At 60.4% G+C, this 16,059-nt stretch carries 21 protein-coding genes; 10 read left to right on the top strand and 11 right to left on the bottom strand.

Annotation, left to right across the window (positions count from 1 at the left end; genetic code table 11):
* Nucleotides 1-26 precede the first annotated feature (26 nt).
* Nucleotides 27-881 carry a helix-turn-helix transcriptional regulator gene (locus FHT87_RS23985; RefSeq protein WP_183735235.1) on the bottom strand — a complete coding sequence of 285 codons (855 nt, stop codon included), beginning with the start codon at nt 879-881 and terminating at the stop codon, nt 27-29.
* Between the two features lie 114 nt (nt 882-995).
* Between FHT87_RS23985 and FHT87_RS23980 the strand changes: the two genes are divergently transcribed.
* Nucleotides 996-1,712 (top strand): SDR family oxidoreductase, encoded by a 717-nt coding sequence (locus FHT87_RS23980; RefSeq protein ID WP_183735234.1) that lies wholly within the window; start codon nt 996-998, stop codon nt 1,710-1,712.
* Nucleotides 1,713-1,717: 5 nt separating this feature from the next.
* Here the strand turns inward: FHT87_RS23980 and FHT87_RS23975 are convergent, their stop codons facing one another.
* Entirely contained in the window at nt 1,718-2,083 is a 366-nt protein-coding gene (locus FHT87_RS23975; RefSeq protein WP_183805225.1) for a helix-turn-helix domain-containing protein, read from the bottom strand.
* 106 nt (nt 2,084-2,189) lie between these two features.
* Between FHT87_RS23975 and FHT87_RS23970 the strand changes: the two genes are divergently transcribed.
* Together FHT87_RS23970 and FHT87_RS23965 are read left to right on the top strand one after the other, a co-directional pair.
* Complete coding sequence (locus tag FHT87_RS23970; RefSeq protein ID WP_183735232.1) at nt 2,190-2,519, top strand: nuclear transport factor 2 family protein; 330 nt, start codon at nt 2,190-2,192, stop codon at nt 2,517-2,519.
* Nucleotides 2,516-3,319: an SDR family oxidoreductase gene (locus FHT87_RS23965; protein ID WP_183735231.1), complete on the top strand. Its 804-nt coding sequence runs from the start codon at nt 2,516-2,518 to the stop codon at nt 3,317-3,319. Before FHT87_RS23970 ends, FHT87_RS23965 begins: the two co-directional genes overlap by 4 nt.
* Here the strand turns inward: FHT87_RS23965 and FHT87_RS23960 are convergent.
* From FHT87_RS23960 to FHT87_RS23935, 6 genes are all read right to left on the bottom strand, one after another.
* Nucleotides 3,271-4,320 (bottom strand): alpha/beta hydrolase, encoded by a 1,050-nt coding sequence (locus tag FHT87_RS23960; protein WP_183805223.1) that lies wholly within the window; start codon nt 4,318-4,320, stop codon nt 3,271-3,273. The two genes, FHT87_RS23965 and FHT87_RS23960, sit on opposite strands and share 49 nt — an antisense overlap.
* Nucleotides 4,321-4,398: 78 nt before the next feature.
* On the bottom strand, nt 4,399-5,016 hold the full coding sequence (locus tag FHT87_RS23955; RefSeq protein ID WP_183805221.1) for a hypothetical protein: 618 nt from the start codon (nt 5,014-5,016) through the stop codon (nt 4,399-4,401).
* Nucleotides 5,017-5,117: 101 nt separating this feature from the next.
* Nucleotides 5,118-5,243, bottom strand: coding sequence for a type B 50S ribosomal protein L36 (gene ykgO, locus FHT87_RS23950; RefSeq protein WP_007826467.1), 126 nt, complete (start codon nt 5,241-5,243; stop codon nt 5,118-5,120).
* A gap of 175 nt (nt 5,244-5,418) precedes the next feature.
* The gene (locus tag FHT87_RS23945) at nt 5,419-6,486 is read right to left on the bottom strand and encodes a 5-(carboxyamino)imidazole ribonucleotide synthase (RefSeq protein WP_183805413.1); all 1,068 of its coding nucleotides are present in this window, start codon (nt 6,484-6,486) and stop codon (nt 5,419-5,421) included.
* Nucleotides 6,483-6,977, bottom strand: coding sequence for a 5-(carboxyamino)imidazole ribonucleotide mutase (purE, locus tag FHT87_RS23940; RefSeq protein ID WP_183735228.1), 495 nt, complete (start codon nt 6,975-6,977; stop codon nt 6,483-6,485). The genes FHT87_RS23945 and purE overlap by 4 nt, the downstream gene beginning before the upstream one ends.
* Nucleotides 6,978-6,993: 16 nt before the next feature.
* On the bottom strand, nt 6,994-7,197 hold the full coding sequence (locus FHT87_RS23935; RefSeq protein ID WP_007826473.1) for a DUF465 domain-containing protein: 204 nt from the start codon (nt 7,195-7,197) through the stop codon (nt 6,994-6,996).
* A 230-nt stretch (nt 7,198-7,427) separates the two neighbouring features.
* Here FHT87_RS23935 and FHT87_RS23930 point away from each other — a divergent pair, with 230 nt between their 5' ends.
* Nucleotides 7,428-7,601, top strand: a complete 174-nt coding sequence (locus tag FHT87_RS23930) for a DUF465 domain-containing protein (RefSeq protein WP_007826474.1) — start codon at nt 7,428-7,430, stop codon at nt 7,599-7,601.
* 156 nt (nt 7,602-7,757) lie between these two features.
* On the opposite strand, the gene FHT87_RS23925 is transcribed toward FHT87_RS23930, so the two are convergent.
* Both FHT87_RS23925 and FHT87_RS23920 read right to left on the bottom strand, forming a co-directional pair.
* A complete protein-coding gene (locus FHT87_RS23925; protein ID WP_025669780.1) occupies nt 7,758-8,018 on the bottom strand; it encodes a metalloregulator ArsR/SmtB family transcription factor in 261 nt (86 codons plus the stop codon).
* Between the two features lie 65 nt (nt 8,019-8,083).
* Nucleotides 8,084-8,848 (bottom strand): sulfite exporter TauE/SafE family protein, encoded by a 765-nt coding sequence (locus tag FHT87_RS23920; protein ID WP_183805219.1) that lies wholly within the window; start codon nt 8,846-8,848, stop codon nt 8,084-8,086.
* A 108-nt stretch (nt 8,849-8,956) separates the two neighbouring features.
* On the opposite strand from FHT87_RS23920, the gene FHT87_RS23915 reads away from it, so the two are divergent.
* Nucleotides 8,957-9,610 carry a thiamine phosphate synthase gene (locus tag FHT87_RS23915; RefSeq protein ID WP_183735226.1) on the top strand — a complete coding sequence of 218 codons (654 nt, stop codon included), beginning with the start codon at nt 8,957-8,959 and terminating at the stop codon, nt 9,608-9,610.
* Between the two features lie 10 nt (nt 9,611-9,620).
* On the top strand, nt 9,621-10,703 hold the full coding sequence (locus FHT87_RS23910; protein ID WP_183805217.1) for a tetratricopeptide repeat protein: 1,083 nt from the start codon (nt 9,621-9,623) through the stop codon (nt 10,701-10,703).
* 15 nt (nt 10,704-10,718) lie between these two features.
* Here FHT87_RS23910 and FHT87_RS23905 read toward each other — a convergent pair whose 3' ends face one another.
* Nucleotides 10,719-12,464 carry a chemotaxis protein gene (locus FHT87_RS23905; protein ID WP_183805215.1) on the bottom strand — a complete coding sequence of 582 codons (1,746 nt, stop codon included), beginning with the start codon at nt 12,462-12,464 and terminating at the stop codon, nt 10,719-10,721.
* Between the two features lie 343 nt (nt 12,465-12,807).
* On the opposite strand from FHT87_RS23905, the gene FHT87_RS23900 reads away from it, so the two are divergent.
* From FHT87_RS23900 to FHT87_RS23885, 4 genes are read left to right on the top strand one after another with little or no spacing between them, the layout of a single operon-like run.
* On the top strand, nt 12,808-13,137 hold the full coding sequence (locus FHT87_RS23900) for an STAS domain-containing protein (RefSeq protein WP_183735223.1): 330 nt from the start codon (nt 12,808-12,810) through the stop codon (nt 13,135-13,137).
* On the top strand, nt 13,134-13,502 hold the full coding sequence (locus FHT87_RS23895; protein ID WP_183735222.1) for a response regulator: 369 nt from the start codon (nt 13,134-13,136) through the stop codon (nt 13,500-13,502). The genes FHT87_RS23900 and FHT87_RS23895 overlap by 4 nt, the downstream gene beginning before the upstream one ends.
* A complete protein-coding gene (locus FHT87_RS23890) occupies nt 13,499-15,550 on the top strand; it encodes a chemotaxis protein CheA (RefSeq protein ID WP_183805213.1) in 2,052 nt (683 codons plus the stop codon). The genes FHT87_RS23895 and FHT87_RS23890 overlap by 4 nt, the downstream gene beginning before the upstream one ends.
* On the top strand, nt 15,547-16,056 hold the full coding sequence (locus FHT87_RS23885) for a chemotaxis protein CheW (protein ID WP_183735220.1): 510 nt from the start codon (nt 15,547-15,549) through the stop codon (nt 16,054-16,056). Before FHT87_RS23890 ends, FHT87_RS23885 begins: the two co-directional genes overlap by 4 nt.
* Nucleotides 16,057-16,059: the final 3 nt, after the last annotated feature.

The following is a 16,059-nucleotide window of genomic DNA, read 5'->3' as shown; positions in this document are numbered from 1 at the left end:
GGCGTCACTTCCGCGGCAGACAATAATCAGGCGAGAAGCTCGGCGAGTTTCCTGTTCGTGTCGTGTTCGTCGAGAGGCGTGTAGACGATCAGCTTCATGTCCGGCTGGCTCATCAGCGCAAGGCCTGTGTGTTCGAAGGCCATCAGGCCCTTGACCGGATGGTTCAGGCGCTTCACGCCGGTGAGCGGAGCCACGACCTCATGGCGTGGCCACCAGGCGCGGAATTCCGGACTCGCCTGCTGGAGCAGAGCGATGAGCCGCTCGAAATCCGGGTCGCCGGCATAGCGGGCGCTGTCGGCGCGGAACATGGCGAGCGAGACGCGGGCGACGGCCTCCCAGTCGACCAGCAGGCTGCGATGGAAATCATCGGCAAACAGCCGGTGCATGGTGTTGCGCTCGTCCGGCCCCAGCCGGTCATAACCGCCGAACAGCAAGTCTGCCGCGCGGTTCCAGGCAAGCACGTCCCAGCGTCGGCCGAGCACATAAGCCGGCTGATGTTCCAGATTATCAAGCATCCGGCGAAGCGGTTCATCGACCACCTCGGGTGCTGACGAAAGCGGTTGCGGCAACTGGCGGCTATTCAGCGTGATGAGATGCTGGCGTTCTGCTTCATCAAGGCGAAGCGCGTCCGCCAGTGCATTCAGCACCTGAGGGGAAGGATGGATGTCGCGGCCTTGCTCAAGCCAGGTGTACCAGGTGGTGCCGACGCCTGCGAGCATGGCGAGTTCTTCGCGCCTGAGCCCCGGTGTCCGGCGGCGGAAGCCTTCCGGCAGGCCGACATCGGTCGGCCGCAGGCGTTCACGGCGAGAGCGCAGGAAGGCCGCGAACTCGCGGCGGCGGGCATCGAACGTATCCAGCTTCTGATCCATAGCGGCCATCATATCAGTATCGATACCAGGATAAAATTAGGCCTGTTTGCGATTTTTGAGCTCCGCAAGATGAGAACGTCTCCGGCAAAGCAAGTCGGGGGCCAGATCATTCAAGGGAGTATTCTCATGTCATTACAGCATGCAGTCGTTATCGGTGGCTCTTCGGGTATCGGCCTCGCCACGGTCAAACTGCTTCTGGAACAGGGATTTCGCGTCACCTCCGCCGCACGGGACGAGACAAAGCTCAAGGCGTCGGCTGACAATCTTTCCGGCGAGATCGCGACGATTGCCATCGATGCCCGAGATCCCGCCGCGGTGAGGCAGGCTTTCGAAGGTCTCGGATCGTTCGATCACCTGGTGCTGGCGCTTGGCAGCGGCCATGGAGCCGGCCCCTTCTCAACGCTCGATATGGCCGATCTGCTGGCGGGCTTCCGGACGAAGCTGATCCCTCAAGCGGCAACAGCACAAGCGGCTCTGCCTTTCCTGAAGCCGAACGGCAGCATCACTTTCGTTTCCGCCGTCAGCGCGCTGGCCGCCATGCCGGGGACTGCTGGTCTGGCTGCCGTCAATGCCGGCATCGAGGCGATGGTGCGGGTGCTCGCAGCCGAGCTGAAGCCATTGCGCGTGAATGGTGTTTCGCCCGGTGTGATCGATACGCCGTGGTGGGACTTCCTGCCTGCCGAGCAGCGTCAGGCCGTCTTTCAAGATTTTGCCGGGCGCACACCGGTCGGCCGCACCGGCCGGCCGGATGACGTCGCCAGGGCCGTGGCATTTCTGGTCTCGAATGGTTTCATGAGCGGTCATGTCCTGACCTGCGACGGCGGCATTCACCTTGCGGCTTGAGTGGGTCAGACCGTCTTGTCGACGGCCTCCTCGGGAGTGAATACCATGCCGGTCAGGTCCTTGTCCTTCAGGGCTGCCCATTTCAACAGGGCGTCTAAAGCGGGGCAAAGGGCCTGGCCCCAGTCGGTCAGGCGATATTCCACCTTGGGCGGCACCTGATGGTGGACGATACGCAGCACGATGCCGTCATTTTCCATCTGGCGCAGTTGCTGGATCAGCATCTTCTGCGAGATTGCGGGGATGGCCCGTTCGAGATCCGAAAAGCGCAGCACCTTGCCGCCGAAGAGGTGGAAGAGGATGATGAGCTTCCAGCGCCCTTCCAGGATCTTCAGAACGTTCTCGACGCCGGTCGCGGCAGAATAGGGTGTCATTGCAGTACCTTACTTTCAGGTAAGTACCTGACTTTCTTGTAGGTTCTTGTCATTTGGAAAGCCTATGCCCATTCTTTTCGGGAAGCAACCGAAGAGGAGTTTGCGAATGAATATAGAGCTTCCGAAGCCGCTGTCGGCCTATTACTCTGCCAAGAACCAGAAGGATATCGAGGGAATGCTCGCCTGCTTTGCCGCTGATGCCAGCGTGCGCGATGAGGGCGAAGACAGGCGGGGTCATGCTGAAATCCGCGAATGGATGGAGGAGACGACGCGCAAATATGGTGTGACCGTCGATCCCAGGGAAATCTCCGGTGAAGCTCATACGCCGGTCGTGGCTGCACTGGTCGCCGGCAATTTTCCCGGCAGTCCCGTCACCTTGTATTATCATTTCACGCTTGCGGGTGGTGCCATCACGCATCTGGAGATCGATGCATGAGCGCTGCACCGGCTTTTCCGTTCGATCCGAACGAGTTCATTGGCAAGCGTGTGCTTGTCACAGGCGGCACCAAGGGCATGGGCGAGGCGATAGTTCGACGGTTTTCGGCAGCTGGCGCGAGGGTCGTGACAACCGCGCGCTCGCCACTGCCGGAAGGGCAGATGCCGTCACTGTTCGTTCAGGCCGATATCAGCACGGCGGAGGGCGTCAATAGCGTCGCCTCGGCAATGCTGGATGCTTTCGGCGGTCTCGATATTCTCATCAATAACGTCGGCGGTTCATCGGCACCGAGCGGCGGTTTTGCAGCGCTCAGCGATGAGCACTGGCAGGCGGACATCAATGCCAACCTGATGGCACCCGTGCGGCTCGACAGGGCCTTCCTGCCCGGCATGATCGAGCGCGGCCATGGCGTCATCATCCATATTTCATCGATCCAGAGGCGGCTGCCGCTCTATGAAGCGACGCTCGCCTACGCGGCAGCCAAGGCCGGATTGTCGACTTACAGCAAGGGATTGTCGAAAGAGGTCGGACCGAAGGGCGTTCGGGTGAATGCCATAGCACCTGGCTTCATCGAGACCACGGCTGCAACAGCGCTGATCCGGCGTATCGCGCAAGAGGCCGGTACTGACGAGGATGGTGGCCGCAAGCTGCTGATGGATTCGCTTGGGGGTATATCGATCGGCCGGCCAGGGCGCCCGGAAGAGGTGGCGGAGCTCGTTGCCTTCCTGGCCTCGCCGCGTGCCGCTTCCATTCACGGGGCGGAATATACCATCGATGGCGGCACCGTTCCGACGGTCTGATCGATTGAAAGGCCGGCTAGCCGCTCTTCCGCCTTGCGGGCAATTGCTGCAAGGTCGCGCGGCTCGCCGGCAATCTTCTCCATGGCGGCGATGGCGACGTCAGTTGCGAGATAGTCCGGTTTGTGGCCGACTCCTCTGACCATGATGAGTTCCGACCCCCTGATATCCCGCGCCAGGCCCCGCGAATGCAGGTGTTCCCAGACAATCTCGTCCTTGTCGCCCGTTATGATGACGGTCGGTGCTGATATCTTGGAATAGTGCTGCGCATTGGCCGTCAGATATTCGTGAAGCCCTTTGAAATCGAGGGCATTGTTGTAAAAGGCGCGCGGCCGCAGCACCAGCGACGGGCCGGTCTTGGCGACGTAATCAACGGGGCGGGGATTGGGGCGGAAGACATTCAGCGTGCCGCGCTCCAATCGGTGCAGGCCGAGAGGCACTACGACTGCATGATTGAAGAGCCAGCCGACAACCGGCGCCGTTGCGACATGATAGTACCAGTCGATGCCGCCGGGCCATGGATGGGAGGCCGGCGCGAGGAATAGCAGACCTGCCGTCTTGCCCGGATGGCGGACGCCGAAGGCCGCGGCAATCGCGCCGCCGAAGGAATGGCCGATGATGATTGCCTTTTCGATGCCGCGCTTTTCCATCAGCCTGGCGATAGCGTCGGCCTGGCCGGAAGGCAGGGCATTTTCCGGCCCGCCGCGTTCCGAATAGCCATGACCGGGGCGATCGACGAAGAGCATCTCTGCACGGCCTTCCAGCGGCTCTTGGAAGGCACTAGCCTGGTCCAGCAGGTTGCCACTCGCGCCATGAATGAAAACCAGAGCCGGAAGATCGGCGCTGTCTGGGCGAGGCACATGCACGGCATTCATGCGATAGCCGCCGATATCGGTCAGTTCGCCGATATTGGGATTGGCATATTCGAACTGGCGGGCTTTGTAGGAGGAATAGCCGATGGCGGCGGCTATCGGGACAAGGAGGGCAGAGATTTCGGCAAGCATGGCTTCAACCGCACAGTGACGATATCATCGAGCTAAGATTGTGCACCTTCTTATGCCGTCAAGTGCGCGCCGGATCTGTCAGGTGCGGTTGCCGGCAAGCTTTTCCGAGAGCGTGTTGACCTGATCCTGGGCGGTACGATCTGCGGGGTAGACATCGAGAATGCGCTCCCAGGCCTTGAGCGTTATGTCGTCATTGCCTGTTGTGGCGAGGATAGCCGCCATGCCGGACAGCGCGCCGAAATGGCGAGGCTCGATTTTCAATACCTGCTCGATATCGGCCATCGACTTGCGATAGTTGCCGAGCACGAAGTTCAGCGTCGCGCGCCGGTTCCAGCTTTCGGCATAGGTCGGCTTCAGGGCGATGGCTTCATCGAGGAAGTCTAGGGCTGCTGGATTGCGCTTTTCCTCGATCGCCTTGTCGGCCCATTGCATCAGGAGATTGATGGTTGCGCTGCCGGAATCGTTCCATTCCATGCGGATCTGATTGGCGATGCTGCTCGCCTTGTCCGGGTCGCGCTCACGCTTCAACTGCGAATAGAGCTGGTCGAGACGCTGTTTCGGCGAAGAATCGGTATTGGCCGGCTGCTCGACAATAACGTCCTTCTGCTGCGCCATGGCAGGAAGGGCAGGGACGAACAGGGTGAGGGCAAGCGGCAGCGCCGCTGAGGTCATAGCAAAAAAGCGCATGGCGGACATATTAGCCCGCCATCGCTGAAGATCAAACAAATTTGGCGTGATCACCGAAGCAACCAACCGATATACCAGCCCGCAGGCAGGCAAACCGGATACGCGTACAATCAGCCCTGACGAGCCTTGTAGCGCGGGTTCTGCTTGTTGATGATGTAGATGCGGCCCTTGCGGCGAACGAGACGGTTGTCACGATGACGCGCCTTGAGCGACTTGAGCGAATTCTTGATCTTCATTTTTCTGATCCGCGATGTTTCTGGGGGAATTCACATTCGCCCGTATCTTTAACAATCAAAAGCGCGCCGGCTGGGCGCGCTCTTCAGGTGGGGGAGCAGATAACCCGGCCTCTGCCCTGTGTCAACCATGTGAAGGCTTTTTTCCGTGGGTTTCAGGCGCTGTCCGGGCAAAGGTTCAGGTGGTTTTGCCCGTCAGCATCGTCACGTGGCCCATCTTCCGGCCAGGGCGCGACTCGGTCTTGCCGTAGAGGTGCACAAGCGTGTCGTCGCGTTTCAGCCAGTCCGGGATGGCCAGGATATCGTCGCCGATCAGGTTCTGCATCACGCAATCGGAATGGCGGCGCGGATTGCCGAGCGGCAGGCCCGCAACGGCGCGGATATGCTGCTCGAATTGCGAGACGATGCAGGCGGCTTCCGTCCAGTGGCCGGAATTGTGGACGCGCGGTGCCATCTCGTTGGCAATCAGGCTGCCATCGGCCAGCACGAAGAATTCGATGCCGATGACGCCGATGTAGTCGAGCGCGGCGAGGATTTGTTCAGCAGCCTTGCGTGCTGCATCGGCGGTGGCAGCGGAGATCGCCGCCGGTACGGTCGATGTATGAAGGATGCCGTTGCGATGGACATTTTCGGCCGGGTCGAAGCAGAGCACGGTGCCATCGGTGGCGCGGGCGGCGATGATCGAGATCTCGCGCTCGAAGGCGACGAAGCTTTCGAGGATGAGCGGCACCGAGCCGAGCTCCGCATAGGTCCCGTCAGGACTGTCGGCCGGTGAACGGAACACCTTCTGGCCCTTGCCGTCATAACCAAGGCGGCGGGTTTTCAGCACGCCCTGACCACCGAAATCCGCCAGCGCCGAATCGAGATCGGCCTGACTGTCGATGGCATGGAAACGGGCGGTCGGGATCCCGCAGCTGTTGATGAAGCGTTTTTCGATGAGGCGGTCCTGGGCGGCTTCCAGCGCCTTCGGCGGCGGATAGACAGGCACGCTTTTTGCCAGCTTTTCGGCAGCCGCAACAGGCACATTCTCAAACTCGTAGGTCACGACGTCGCAGAGATCAGCCAGTTCGGCGAGCGCTGCCGGATCGTCATAGGCGGCGACGATCTGCCGGTTGGCGAGCTGGGCGGCGGGGCTGTCCGTCTGCGGCTCGAGGATGACCGTGCGGAAATTCAGCCGTGCCGCGGCCATGGCAAGCATGCGGCCGAGCTGGCCGCCGCCGATGATACCTATCGTTCTTACCATCAGAGATCGTCCATCGGATATTCGGCGACCGAGGCGCTTTGGCGCTCCCGCCATTCGTCGAGGCGGTCGGCGATCTCCTCGTCGGAGAGGGCGAGCACGGCAGCGGCGAGAAGAGCAGCGTTGATGGCGCCTGCCTTGCCGATGGCAAGCGTGCCGACTGGGATGCCGCCCGGCATCTGGACGATGGAAAGCAGGCTGTCCTGACCGGACATCGTCTTCGACTGGACCGGCACGCCAAAGACCGGCAGCGGCGTCATGGCGGCGGTCATGCCCGGAAGGTGGGCCGCGCCGCCGGCGCCTGCAATGATGACCTTGAACCCCTCCGCGCGTGCGCCCTTGGCGAAAGTGACGAGCCGGTCGGGTGTGCGATGAGCGGAAATGATACGCGCGTCATACTCGATTTCCAGCGCCTCCAGCGTATCGGCAGCATTCTTCATGGTTTCCCAGTCGGACTGGCTGCCCATGATAATGGCGACTGGCGGTCTGTCTGTCATCGTCACAATCGTTCCTTCAGGCGATGATATCGGGGATGATCTGATCTTCCAACTTGGAGAGCTTGTCCTTGATGACCAGCTTCTTCTTCTTCATGCGCTGGATGCGCAGCGCGTCGCAGCCCGTCTCAATCATGGCGTTGATCGCGGCGTCGTAATCCTCGTGCTCCTGGCGCAGACGCGCCACCATGAGCCTGATTTCCGCCTGTTCCTGATCGGCCATTTGTATTCCCCATAATCGTCTTCGGACCTTGTCCGGTCTGCCGATAATTTCCGCAAGCTCCTATCACCAAATAGAGGTAACGGGAAGTTAGTGTTGATCATGAATTTGCCACTTAGTCTTCATCTTTTGGCCTTCGACAAGCCTTTAAAAATGTGTCACAGTCCGCGGGTTGACACCTTGGATCTCCAGCAATGGATGGCTGGGGAAGGGTAAGAGGAAGGAAGGGTCAAATGACTGTTCAAGCTCATCTTGAATCGCTCCAGAAAAAGCATGTCGCTCTCGAGGAGGAGTTGCATGCCCTGAGAACATCTCCCTCTATTTCCGATACTGAACTTGCCGAATGCAAGCGCCGTAAGCTGCGCATCAAGGACGAGATCGAGCGTCTCAAGTCATCCGTCCATTGATCTTTCCAGGATATCGCCGGATATCAGTCTTGTGAAAGAAAAGGTAAATTCCCCAGTTTTCTAGACTATCAAGCAAGACCCGGTGAATAACCGAAATCAAGCGCCAGTCCCTTGCATGCGGCATCGGGCTGGCGTTTTTATGAGAAAAGGGCGTCTTCAGGCCCAGAACTGATCCAGCCAGAGATTGAGCTTGTCGAAGCCGCGGTTGTTGACCGTGTAGATGCGCTTCGTGCCTTCCGAGGTCACGGAAACGAGGTTGCTTTCGAGCAGCGCCTTCAGATGTTGCGACACGGCAGGGCGGCTGATCGGCAGGCCCTCGGCAAGCTCATTGACCGTCTTCGGCGCGCGCCGCAATTCCTCCAGCAAAAACCTCCGGTTCGGATCAGCAATCGCAGCGAAGGGGTCCGTGTTCGACATCGCAAAAAGCTACGTCAAACAGGCCCTTGCAGCAAGGAAATTGTGCATCGCAACGGAAGACAACCCTATTCGAGCATGCCTTCGCGCAGGATCAGGAAAGCGGCGATCAGCGCCATGGTATACATGAAGGGATAGAATATCTGCGGCTTCATGCGCCGTACGCACCATGCGCCGGTGATTGTTGCCAGCGGAGCGAAGGGCAGGAGCGTGGCGGAGGCCAGAAGATTGCGGGTGTCGAGCTGGCCGAGCGCGAAATACGGAACGAGCTTTACGGCGTTCAGGATGGCGAAAAAGCGCACGCTGGTGCCGGTGAATTCCCGCGGCGGCAGCTTGAGCGGCAAGGCATAGATCTGGAAGGGCGCGCCGCCGGCATGGGCGACGAAGCTGCCATAGCCGGAAAGCGTGCTCCAAAGGCTCGCCAGCACCGGGCGCTGGGGCCGCGGCGGGATGACCTTCCCCTTGCCGGGGCCGAAATTGTTCCAGAAATAACGCAGGCAGAAGGCGATGGTGACGGCGCCGATGAGAATGCGCAGCACATTGCCTGGTACGAGAGCGGAGGTGGCCCAGCCGAAAGCGATACCGAGAATGGCGCCTGGCAGCATGATCTTCAGCGTCGTCCAGTCGCCGTGCTGGCGCCAGATCACCAGCGATATCATGTCCATGAAAACGAGGATGGGAAGCAGGATCGCGGCGGCTTCGACGGGTGCGACGACGAGGGCGAGAAAGGGGAGGCCGATCAGCGACAAAGCGTCGCCCATCCCGCCTTTGGCAAGCCCGACCAGAATGACAGCCGGGATTGCGGCGTAGTAGAATGACAGATCTTGCGGCATGCTTTTGAAGTTCCTCCCCTTGCAAGCCCCCTCTATCGGAATTACTCACTCAAAACGAGTGCGGATCCGCCATAGAGCGGGAAAAACCGCCGCAGATGGAAAGACTTCATGACCGAACCGGAAAACCGCTGCCGCCTTGTCCTTGTTGTGCCCGACATCGCCGATGCCGATGAACAGGTGAAGAGCGTTGCCGATGCGCTTGATGGCGGCGATGTCGCATCCGTCATTCTCCCGCAATACGGCCTGGATGACGGCAGCTTCCAGAAACGTGCGGAGAAGCTCGTGCCGATCATTCAGGGTGCCGGTGCTGCGGCACTGATCGCCGGCGACAGCCGCGTTGTCGGCCGTTCGAAGGCCGATGGCCTGCATGTCACCGGACCGGCAGGCGAGATTGCCGATGCGATCGATCGTTACGCGGACAAGCTGATCGTCGGCGGCGGCAATGCGGCCGACCGGCATACGGCGCTGGAAGTCGGCGAGGAACGGCCCGACTACATCTTCTTCGGCAAGCTCGATGGCGACATCAAGCCGGAGGCGCATCCGAAGAACCTGGCGCTTGCCGAGTGGTGGGCTTCGATGATCGAGATCCCCTGCATCGTGATGGGCGGCACCGATCCGGCTTCCGCGCTTGCCGTTGCCGAGACCGGCGCGGAGTTCGTGGCGATGCGCATGGGGGTTTTTGCGGAGCCGGCGCAGGCGTCCTCGATCGTGGCTCAGATCAATGCCTTGCTTGACGAAAAAGCGCCACGGTTTGAGGATTGATATCGCCCTCATGCCGATCCCTGCCCGCCTTTCGAGATGCGTTCTCCTTTGCATAACCGCCCTGCTGGCGGTCCGGCCGGAGTTTGCGCTGGCCCAGGCGAATGAAGCGATTACCGAACCCTCCGCGACGCCCAGCCAGACATTCCGTACCGACCGGCCGCAGCCGCCCGCTGGCGCCGTTCCATCCGATGGCGTCGGGGTTTTCGATCGCATGGGCGCAAAGCTGCCCGACCTGCCGCCTGAAAAGGAATACAAGGGGCAGATCGACGAGGCGTTCGGCGCCTATCAGCGTGGCTATTACCTGACTGCCATGGACAAGGCGTTGCCGAGGGCGCAGCTCGGCGATCCGGCCGCCCAGACCTTGATTGCGGAAATCCTGTCGCAGGGGCTTGGCGTCAAGCGGGATATGAAGAATGCCGCTTTCTGGTACGGCAAGGCGGCGGAGGGTGGCGATCCGGCAGCCATGTTCAAATATGCCCTGCTCCTCATGGAGGGCAACAACGTCACGCGCGACAAGGCGAAGGCCGATGAATTCATGCGCAAAGCGGCTGATGCGGGCAATTCGTCTGCCGAATTCAACTGGGCGCAGACACTCGTTGCCGACAATCGCGGCGACAAGGGGCTGAAGCTTGCCTTGCCCTATTATGAGAAGTCGGCGGAACACGGCGTCGCCGATGCGCAATATGCAGTTGCGCAGATCTACCAGAAGGTTGCCGATCTGCCTGAAGACAAGAAGCTTCTGGCCCGCGACTGGCTGGCGCGCGCGGCGCGTGCGGGGTTCGATACGGCGCAGCTCGACATGGGTATCTGGCTGGTTAACGGTATCGGCGGGCCGAAGGATTACGTGCGTGGCTTCGAATGGCTGAAGTTTGCCGCCAACCGCGGCAATGTCGTTGCACAGAACAAGCTCGCACATCTATACATCAATGCGCTCGGTACCCCGCCCGATCCAATCGAGGCCGCGAAATGGTACGTGCTGTCGCGGCGGGCAGGGCTGACCGACCCGGTGCTCGAGGATTTCTATCTCGGCATCGAGGACGATCAGCAGAAGGCCGCGATCGAGGCGGCAAACAAGTTCCGCCGGACCAACTGACGCGCGGGCCTTGCCTTAGAAAAGCGCGTCCTCGAACAGATCTTCGTCGCTCTGGGCTTTTGCCGGCTCAGCAGATGCGGCTGCCGCCGTTTCGTCGATGGCGGGAATGATGTCGCGATGGACATTGCGTTCCTGCACCATCGTGTAGAGCTTGAAGATCTTGCGGTCGAACGGAGCAATCGCTTCGGCGATGTCGGAGATATCGGCGATCCGATCGCCGGCCACGGTTTCCAGCACGTCGGCACAGCGAGCGAGCACATCGCCGAGATCATGCTGAAAATCGAGTTTGCCGATCAGCAGGTTGATCTTGGTCGCGACCTCGCGGCCATGTTCGGCAAGCACCTTGAGCTCGTCTTCCATCAGGTCGGCTGCGGAGCGGATCGTACCGACCGCCGAGGTGAGGCTTTCGGCAAGGCCGCCGTTCTTGGCGCTGCCTGCAGGAGCAACGCGTCCGGCCGAGGCTTCGAGTGCCGGCAGGCCGTTGACGATGGCATCGGCTGAATCGTCGAGCTTGCCGGCAAAGATGCGCAGCTCGGCGGTAACGACGTTGATCGATTTGCCCTCTTCCCCGAGACGGCTGCAGCGCAGGTTGGTATTCAGCGCCATGTAGTGAATATCGGTCTTGACCGCGCGGATCGCCTCGATGGAGTGCAGAAGCGTCGCGGCGGTGCCGAGCGTCGACTGACTGACCTGATCGGCCTGCCGGCCCGCGGCATCGACCTGTTTGACGATCTCGTGGGCGGCCGAGACGCTGGATTCCAGCGCGCGCATGAAATTGCCGCCATTGCCACCGCTCTGACCACTCATCTGGTCGCGCAACCTCAGAATTTCCTGCGTATCCTGGCTGAAACTCGCGATGGTCTGCACGACATTGCGGGAATCCCGCTGGAAATCCGTGCACATGTCCGCCATCTGCGCGGCCGTCAGGTGATGAATGACGTTCTGCAGGCGCTTGCGTGCGTCGGCATCGAGCCTGACGCCGTCCTCGCTTACGAAGAAATCCTCCAGCAACGAGAAGGTGCTCTGCACATGCTCGATGCGCTGGCGGGTGATATCGCCGATCTGCAGCGCCGAAAGCGTGGATGCGACCTTGGCCTGCACGCCACGGGCAACGGCACCGACGTCGCGGGCGATCGCCCCTAGATTCTGGCGATGATCGGCGATCTTCTTCGCGTCGTCCTTGAGTGCCCTGGCAACGGCAGGAACGGTGTCGGCATAGTTCTTGGAGAGATTGTTGCCGAAGGAGAGGGCGAGCTTGACTTCCTTCTGCAGGCTGTCGAGATGGCTAGCGAAACGGTTGACTTCGTCGGTCCCTGAATAGATGCGTTCGAGGATCTCCTGAGCGAAGCCCGCGAATTCGGCGAGGCCCGCGCCCGTTATCTTCACCGTGACCGCGAAGGTGCGCAGGTAGCGCATCGTCTCCTGCATGTCTGCGACATGCCGGTGCAATTCCGAGCCGGTCTGGGCAAGTGCCGCCAGGGCCTGCTGGCGGTTTTCTTCGGCGCCCGGAAGCTCGATCAGGTTCTGGACGGTTGCATTGAGATCAGCGCTGGTATCACTCGCCTCATTGTTGTCGAGCGCCTTGGTGATCTGCTCCAGCGACGTCAACAGACGATTGAGGACATCCATGACGGACAGCAGGACGGTGCCACCTTCGAGGAAGCGTTCCTCGACCTCGGTGCGGGCCGATTCCAGAGTCTGACTGATATCCGAACCTGATGCGTAAAACGCAGTCTGTGCCGATGCCGTCGCGTTTGTCATTTTTGTACCTTTACTTATAAACACAGGCAATTTGACTCTATTTTTACGGGCAGGATGGAAACGGCAGGTAAACGCCGCAGACTCGTAAACGTTGTGATTAACAACCTATGAAGGCATTCGGCAAGAATTGACAGACCCTGTGCTGGTGCCAATCTATCTATTTGTTTTTATATAGTATTTTATAATATGAGAAGGCTTCATTATAATTTATCTTGGGTGATAATTCAGGGAGTCCAGACTCGCGCAAATTGCACTTTCCTACAACCGTCGTTTACCCGCTGTTAAGCCTGTCATGAGAGTCCTTTTAGGGTCGTTAAGTATTTCTCCGACCATGGAGGCCGCATTGGATACTCAGGCACAATATTGTGAATCTATATTCCTTCCAAAAATTCTGAGCATTCGCAATGCTTCAGAAGTATATTCGAAGATTATTGATCAATTCCGTGACAATAATAGTATTACTCTAAGTCTTCCTGAGAATGCGGAGGCGGATCTGAGTTTCCTTCAGCTCATCGAAGCGGCCCGTCGTCAGGCAAAGGCCGCAGGTAAGACTTTTACCCTTTCGACTCCGGCCAGCGGTTCGCTTCTCAAGGTTCTCGAGCGGGCCGGATTTACCGAGGCCTTCGATGAAGAAGACAAGAAGTTCTGGTTGCATAAAGAGGTGACATTATGAGCGCAAACATCCTGACCGTCGACGATTCCGCCAGCATCCGGCTGACCACCAAGGTCACGCTCACCAATGCAGGTTACGCAGTCACCGAAGCCGTCAATGGCGCCGAGGGCCTGGCAATCGCCAAGAGCGGCAATTTCGACCTGATCGTCACCGATCTCAACATGCCCGTCATGGACGGGCTGACGATGATCGAGGAGCTGCGCAAGCTGCCCGCCCAGGCCGGCGTGCCGATCATCTTCCTGACGACGGAGTCCGATGCAGACCTCAAGGCGCGCGCCAAGGCTGCCGGCGCCACCGGCTGGCTCACCAAGCCGTTCGATCCGGAAAATCTCGTTAAGATCGTGAAGAAGGTCCTTGGCAGATGAGCTCGCTTGATCCAGTCGCAGTCTTCCGTACCGAAGCAGCCGAATGCCTCGAGGCGATCGAAGCCGGCCTTCTCGACCTTAACTACGACCTCGAAAACAAGGATCTCGTCGACGCCGTGTTCCGTGGCCTTCACACGTTGAAGGGCTCGGGGGCGATGTTCGGCTTCGAGGCGCTTGCCGCTTTCACCCATCATTGCGAAACGGCCTTCGACCGTGTCCGCAAGGGTGAGGTTCCGGCAACCGCCGAGCTGGTCGCGGCCGTCCTTGCCGCGCAGGATCACATGCGGGCTCTCGTCGAGCAGCCCGATGCCGATCATGGCGATACCGGCCACAAGCTGCTTGCCCAGCTTCAGGCCGCCGTCGGCGGCAAGGTCGAGGCAAAGGAGGCTGCTGCGCCTGCCGCTGCAGTGCCCGCTGTCACTGCAATCGCTCCTGCTAAGAAGACGACGACCTGGCGCATCCGTTTCAGCCTGCCGGCAAATGCCATGGCCAACGGCACCAACCCGCTCGGTCTTCTGGATGAACTGCGCGATCTCGGCGAATGCACTGTTCGTGCAAACACGTCAGGCATTCCGCCGCTCGATGATCTGGTCCCGACCGAACTCTACGTTTCCTGGGACGTCGTTCTGACCAGCGAGCAGGACCGTTCCGCCATAGACGACGTCTTCATCTTCGTCATGGACGATATGGAGCTCGATGTTCAGGAAATCGCCGGTCCGCAGCCCGCTCCGGTCGATACAAAGAAGGATATAGCTGCCGCCGCTCCGGTCGCGGCGGCAACACCCGCCGCCTCTCCGGAATTCCGCCCGGTCGAGGCCGTTCCGGTGAAGCGCGAAACGCCCGCGCCCGCCCAAGCCGCAGCCCAGGCAAAAACGCAGGAAAACGTCCGCGTTCCGGCAGAACGTCTCGACGAGCTGATGGACCGCGTCGGCGAGCTCGTCATCGCCCAGTCGCGCCTCAGCCAGCTGGCAAGTTCCAGCTCGGATATCGCCCTGCGCTCGGTTTCGGAGGAAATCGAACGTCTCTCCGGCGAGCTTCGCGACACGATGATGGTGCTTCGCATGGTGCCGGTCGGAACGCTCTTCTCGCGCTTCCGCCGCCTCGTCCATGATCTCGCGCGTGAAACCGGCAAGGTGATCGAACTCGTCACCGAAGGCGAGACCACCGAAGTCGACAAGACCGTCATCGAGCGTCTCGCCGATCCGCTTGTCCACCTCGTCCGCAATTCGATCGACCATGGCCTCGAGCCGCCAGCCGAACGCCTTGGCGCCGGCAAGACGGAAGCAGGGACCGTGACGCTTGCCGCCCGCCAGTCCGGCGGCGAAGTCATCATCTCCATCAAGGATGACGGCCGCGGCATCAACCGCGAGCGGGTTCGCGCCAAGGCGGAATCCTCGGGCCTGATTGCGCCCGGCCAGCCGCTTTCCGATCAGGAACTGCTGCAGCTCATTTTCGCGCCGGGCTTCTCCACCGCTGCGCAGATCACCAATCTCTCCGGCCGCGGCGTCGGCATGGATGTCGTCAAGAAGACGGTCGAGGCGCTGCGTGGCGCCATCGAGATCGTCAGCCTGCCGGGGCAGGGATCGGAAGTCTCTCTGCGCATTCCGCTGACGCTCGCGATCATCGATGGCCTGCTGGTGCGTGTCGGTTCCGGCCGTTACGTCATCCCGCTCTCGGCGGTCGAAGAATGCCTCGAACTTTCGCTGGAAGAAGATCTCCGCTCGCGTGGGCGCAGCTTCATCTCGCTGCGCGACAGCCTGGTGCCGTTCCTGCGGCTGCGCGATCTCTTCCGCACCGGCACCAAGCCGGACGTGCATCAGAAGGTGGTCGTCATCTCGACGGGCACAGAACGCGTCGGCCTCGTGGTCGACCAGATCATCGGCGACCACCAGACGGTCATCAAGTCGATGTCCAAACTGCACAACGACGTGGCGACCTTCTCTGGCGCCACCATTCTTGGCGACGGCAGCGTCGCTCTCATTCTTGACGTCGGGCACCTCGTTGCCGCGGGTCAGCAACAGGAGGCGCAATTGCGCGTGGCAGGATGAGCACAGCAGCAACAGCCGAAAAATTCGACAAGCACTGGAATTATGCCGAGGAAGTCGAAGTTCTGACTTTCGATCTCAATGGCGAGACCTTCGCGCTGGAAGCGGTCATCGTCCAGGAAATCCTGGATCTGCTTCCCGAAACTGCGGTGCCCGGCGCCCAGCCTTTCGTCGCCAGCGTCATCAACTTCCGCGGCAAGGTCATTCCGCTCGCCGATCTTCGTCTTGCTTTCGGGATGGAAGCTTCGGAAGCGACGATCGACAGCCGCATCGTCGTCATCGAGGTCGATCTGCAGGGGGAGCAGACACTCGTGGGAATGCGCACCGACAAGGTGAACGAGGTCACGACGCTGACGAAGAGCGCCAGCGAACCGCCACCGAGCGTGGGTATGCGCTGGCGCGCGGATTACATCAACTGCCTGGTCAAGAGGGGCGGCGAGTTCATCATCCTCCCGAATTTGCAGGCGATTTTCTCATCGAGGCATGAGACGGCGGGGGCCGTCAACTAGCCG

Origin of the sequence: Rhizobium sp. BK316, from assembly GCF_014193695.1 — a bacterium.
Classification (GTDB): Bacteria; Pseudomonadota; Alphaproteobacteria; order Rhizobiales; family Rhizobiaceae; genus Rhizobium.
This window is presented reverse-complemented; position numbering and strand designations above follow the sequence as displayed.

What these genes read in the sequence shown, in the direction of transcription:
- FHT87_RS23890 (WP_183805213.1), top strand. Translation starts at nt 13,499, where the DNA reads ATGAGCTCGCTTGATCCAGTCGCAGTCTTCCGTACCGAAGCAGCCGAA.
- FHT87_RS23985 (WP_183735235.1), bottom strand. Translation starts at nt 881, where the DNA reads ATGATGGCCGCTATGGATCAGAAGCTGGATACGTTCGATGCCCGCCGC.
- FHT87_RS23960 (WP_183805223.1), bottom strand. Translation starts at nt 4,320, where the DNA reads ATGCTTGCCGAAATCTCTGCCCTCCTTGTCCCGATAGCCGCCGCCATC.
- FHT87_RS23895 (WP_183735222.1), top strand. Translation starts at nt 13,134, where the DNA reads ATGAGCGCAAACATCCTGACCGTCGACGATTCCGCCAGCATCCGGCTG.
- FHT87_RS23925 (WP_025669780.1), bottom strand. Translation starts at nt 8,018, where the DNA reads ATGTCGAACACGGACCCCTTCGCTGCGATTGCTGATCCGAACCGGAGG.
- FHT87_RS23920 (WP_183805219.1), bottom strand. Translation starts at nt 8,848, where the DNA reads ATGCCGCAAGATCTGTCATTCTACTACGCCGCAATCCCGGCTGTCATT.
- ykgO (WP_007826467.1), bottom strand. Translation starts at nt 5,243, where the DNA reads ATGAAGATCAAGAATTCGCTCAAGTCGCTCAAGGCGCGTCATCGTGAC.
- FHT87_RS23955 (WP_183805221.1), bottom strand. Translation starts at nt 5,016, where the DNA reads ATGTCCGCCATGCGCTTTTTTGCTATGACCTCAGCGGCGCTGCCGCTT.
- FHT87_RS23885 (WP_183735220.1), top strand. Translation starts at nt 15,547, where the DNA reads ATGAGCACAGCAGCAACAGCCGAAAAATTCGACAAGCACTGGAATTAT.
- FHT87_RS23935 (WP_007826473.1), bottom strand. Translation starts at nt 7,197, where the DNA reads ATGGCCGATCAGGAACAGGCGGAAATCAGGCTCATGGTGGCGCGTCTG.
- FHT87_RS23970 (WP_183735232.1), top strand. Translation starts at nt 2,190, where the DNA reads ATGAATATAGAGCTTCCGAAGCCGCTGTCGGCCTATTACTCTGCCAAG.
- FHT87_RS23930 (WP_007826474.1), top strand. Translation starts at nt 7,428, where the DNA reads ATGACTGTTCAAGCTCATCTTGAATCGCTCCAGAAAAAGCATGTCGCT.
- FHT87_RS23965 (WP_183735231.1), top strand. Translation starts at nt 2,516, where the DNA reads ATGAGCGCTGCACCGGCTTTTCCGTTCGATCCGAACGAGTTCATTGGC.
- purE (WP_183735228.1), bottom strand. Translation starts at nt 6,977, where the DNA reads ATGACAGACAGACCGCCAGTCGCCATTATCATGGGCAGCCAGTCCGAC.
- FHT87_RS23915 (WP_183735226.1), top strand. Translation starts at nt 8,957, where the DNA reads ATGACCGAACCGGAAAACCGCTGCCGCCTTGTCCTTGTTGTGCCCGAC.
- FHT87_RS23905 (WP_183805215.1), bottom strand. Translation starts at nt 12,464, where the DNA reads ATGACAAACGCGACGGCATCGGCACAGACTGCGTTTTACGCATCAGGT.
- FHT87_RS23910 (WP_183805217.1), top strand. Translation starts at nt 9,621, where the DNA reads ATGCCGATCCCTGCCCGCCTTTCGAGATGCGTTCTCCTTTGCATAACC.
- FHT87_RS23980 (WP_183735234.1), top strand. Translation starts at nt 996, where the DNA reads ATGTCATTACAGCATGCAGTCGTTATCGGTGGCTCTTCGGGTATCGGC.
- FHT87_RS23975 (WP_183805225.1), bottom strand. Translation starts at nt 2,083, where the DNA reads ATGACACCCTATTCTGCCGCGACCGGCGTCGAGAACGTTCTGAAGATC.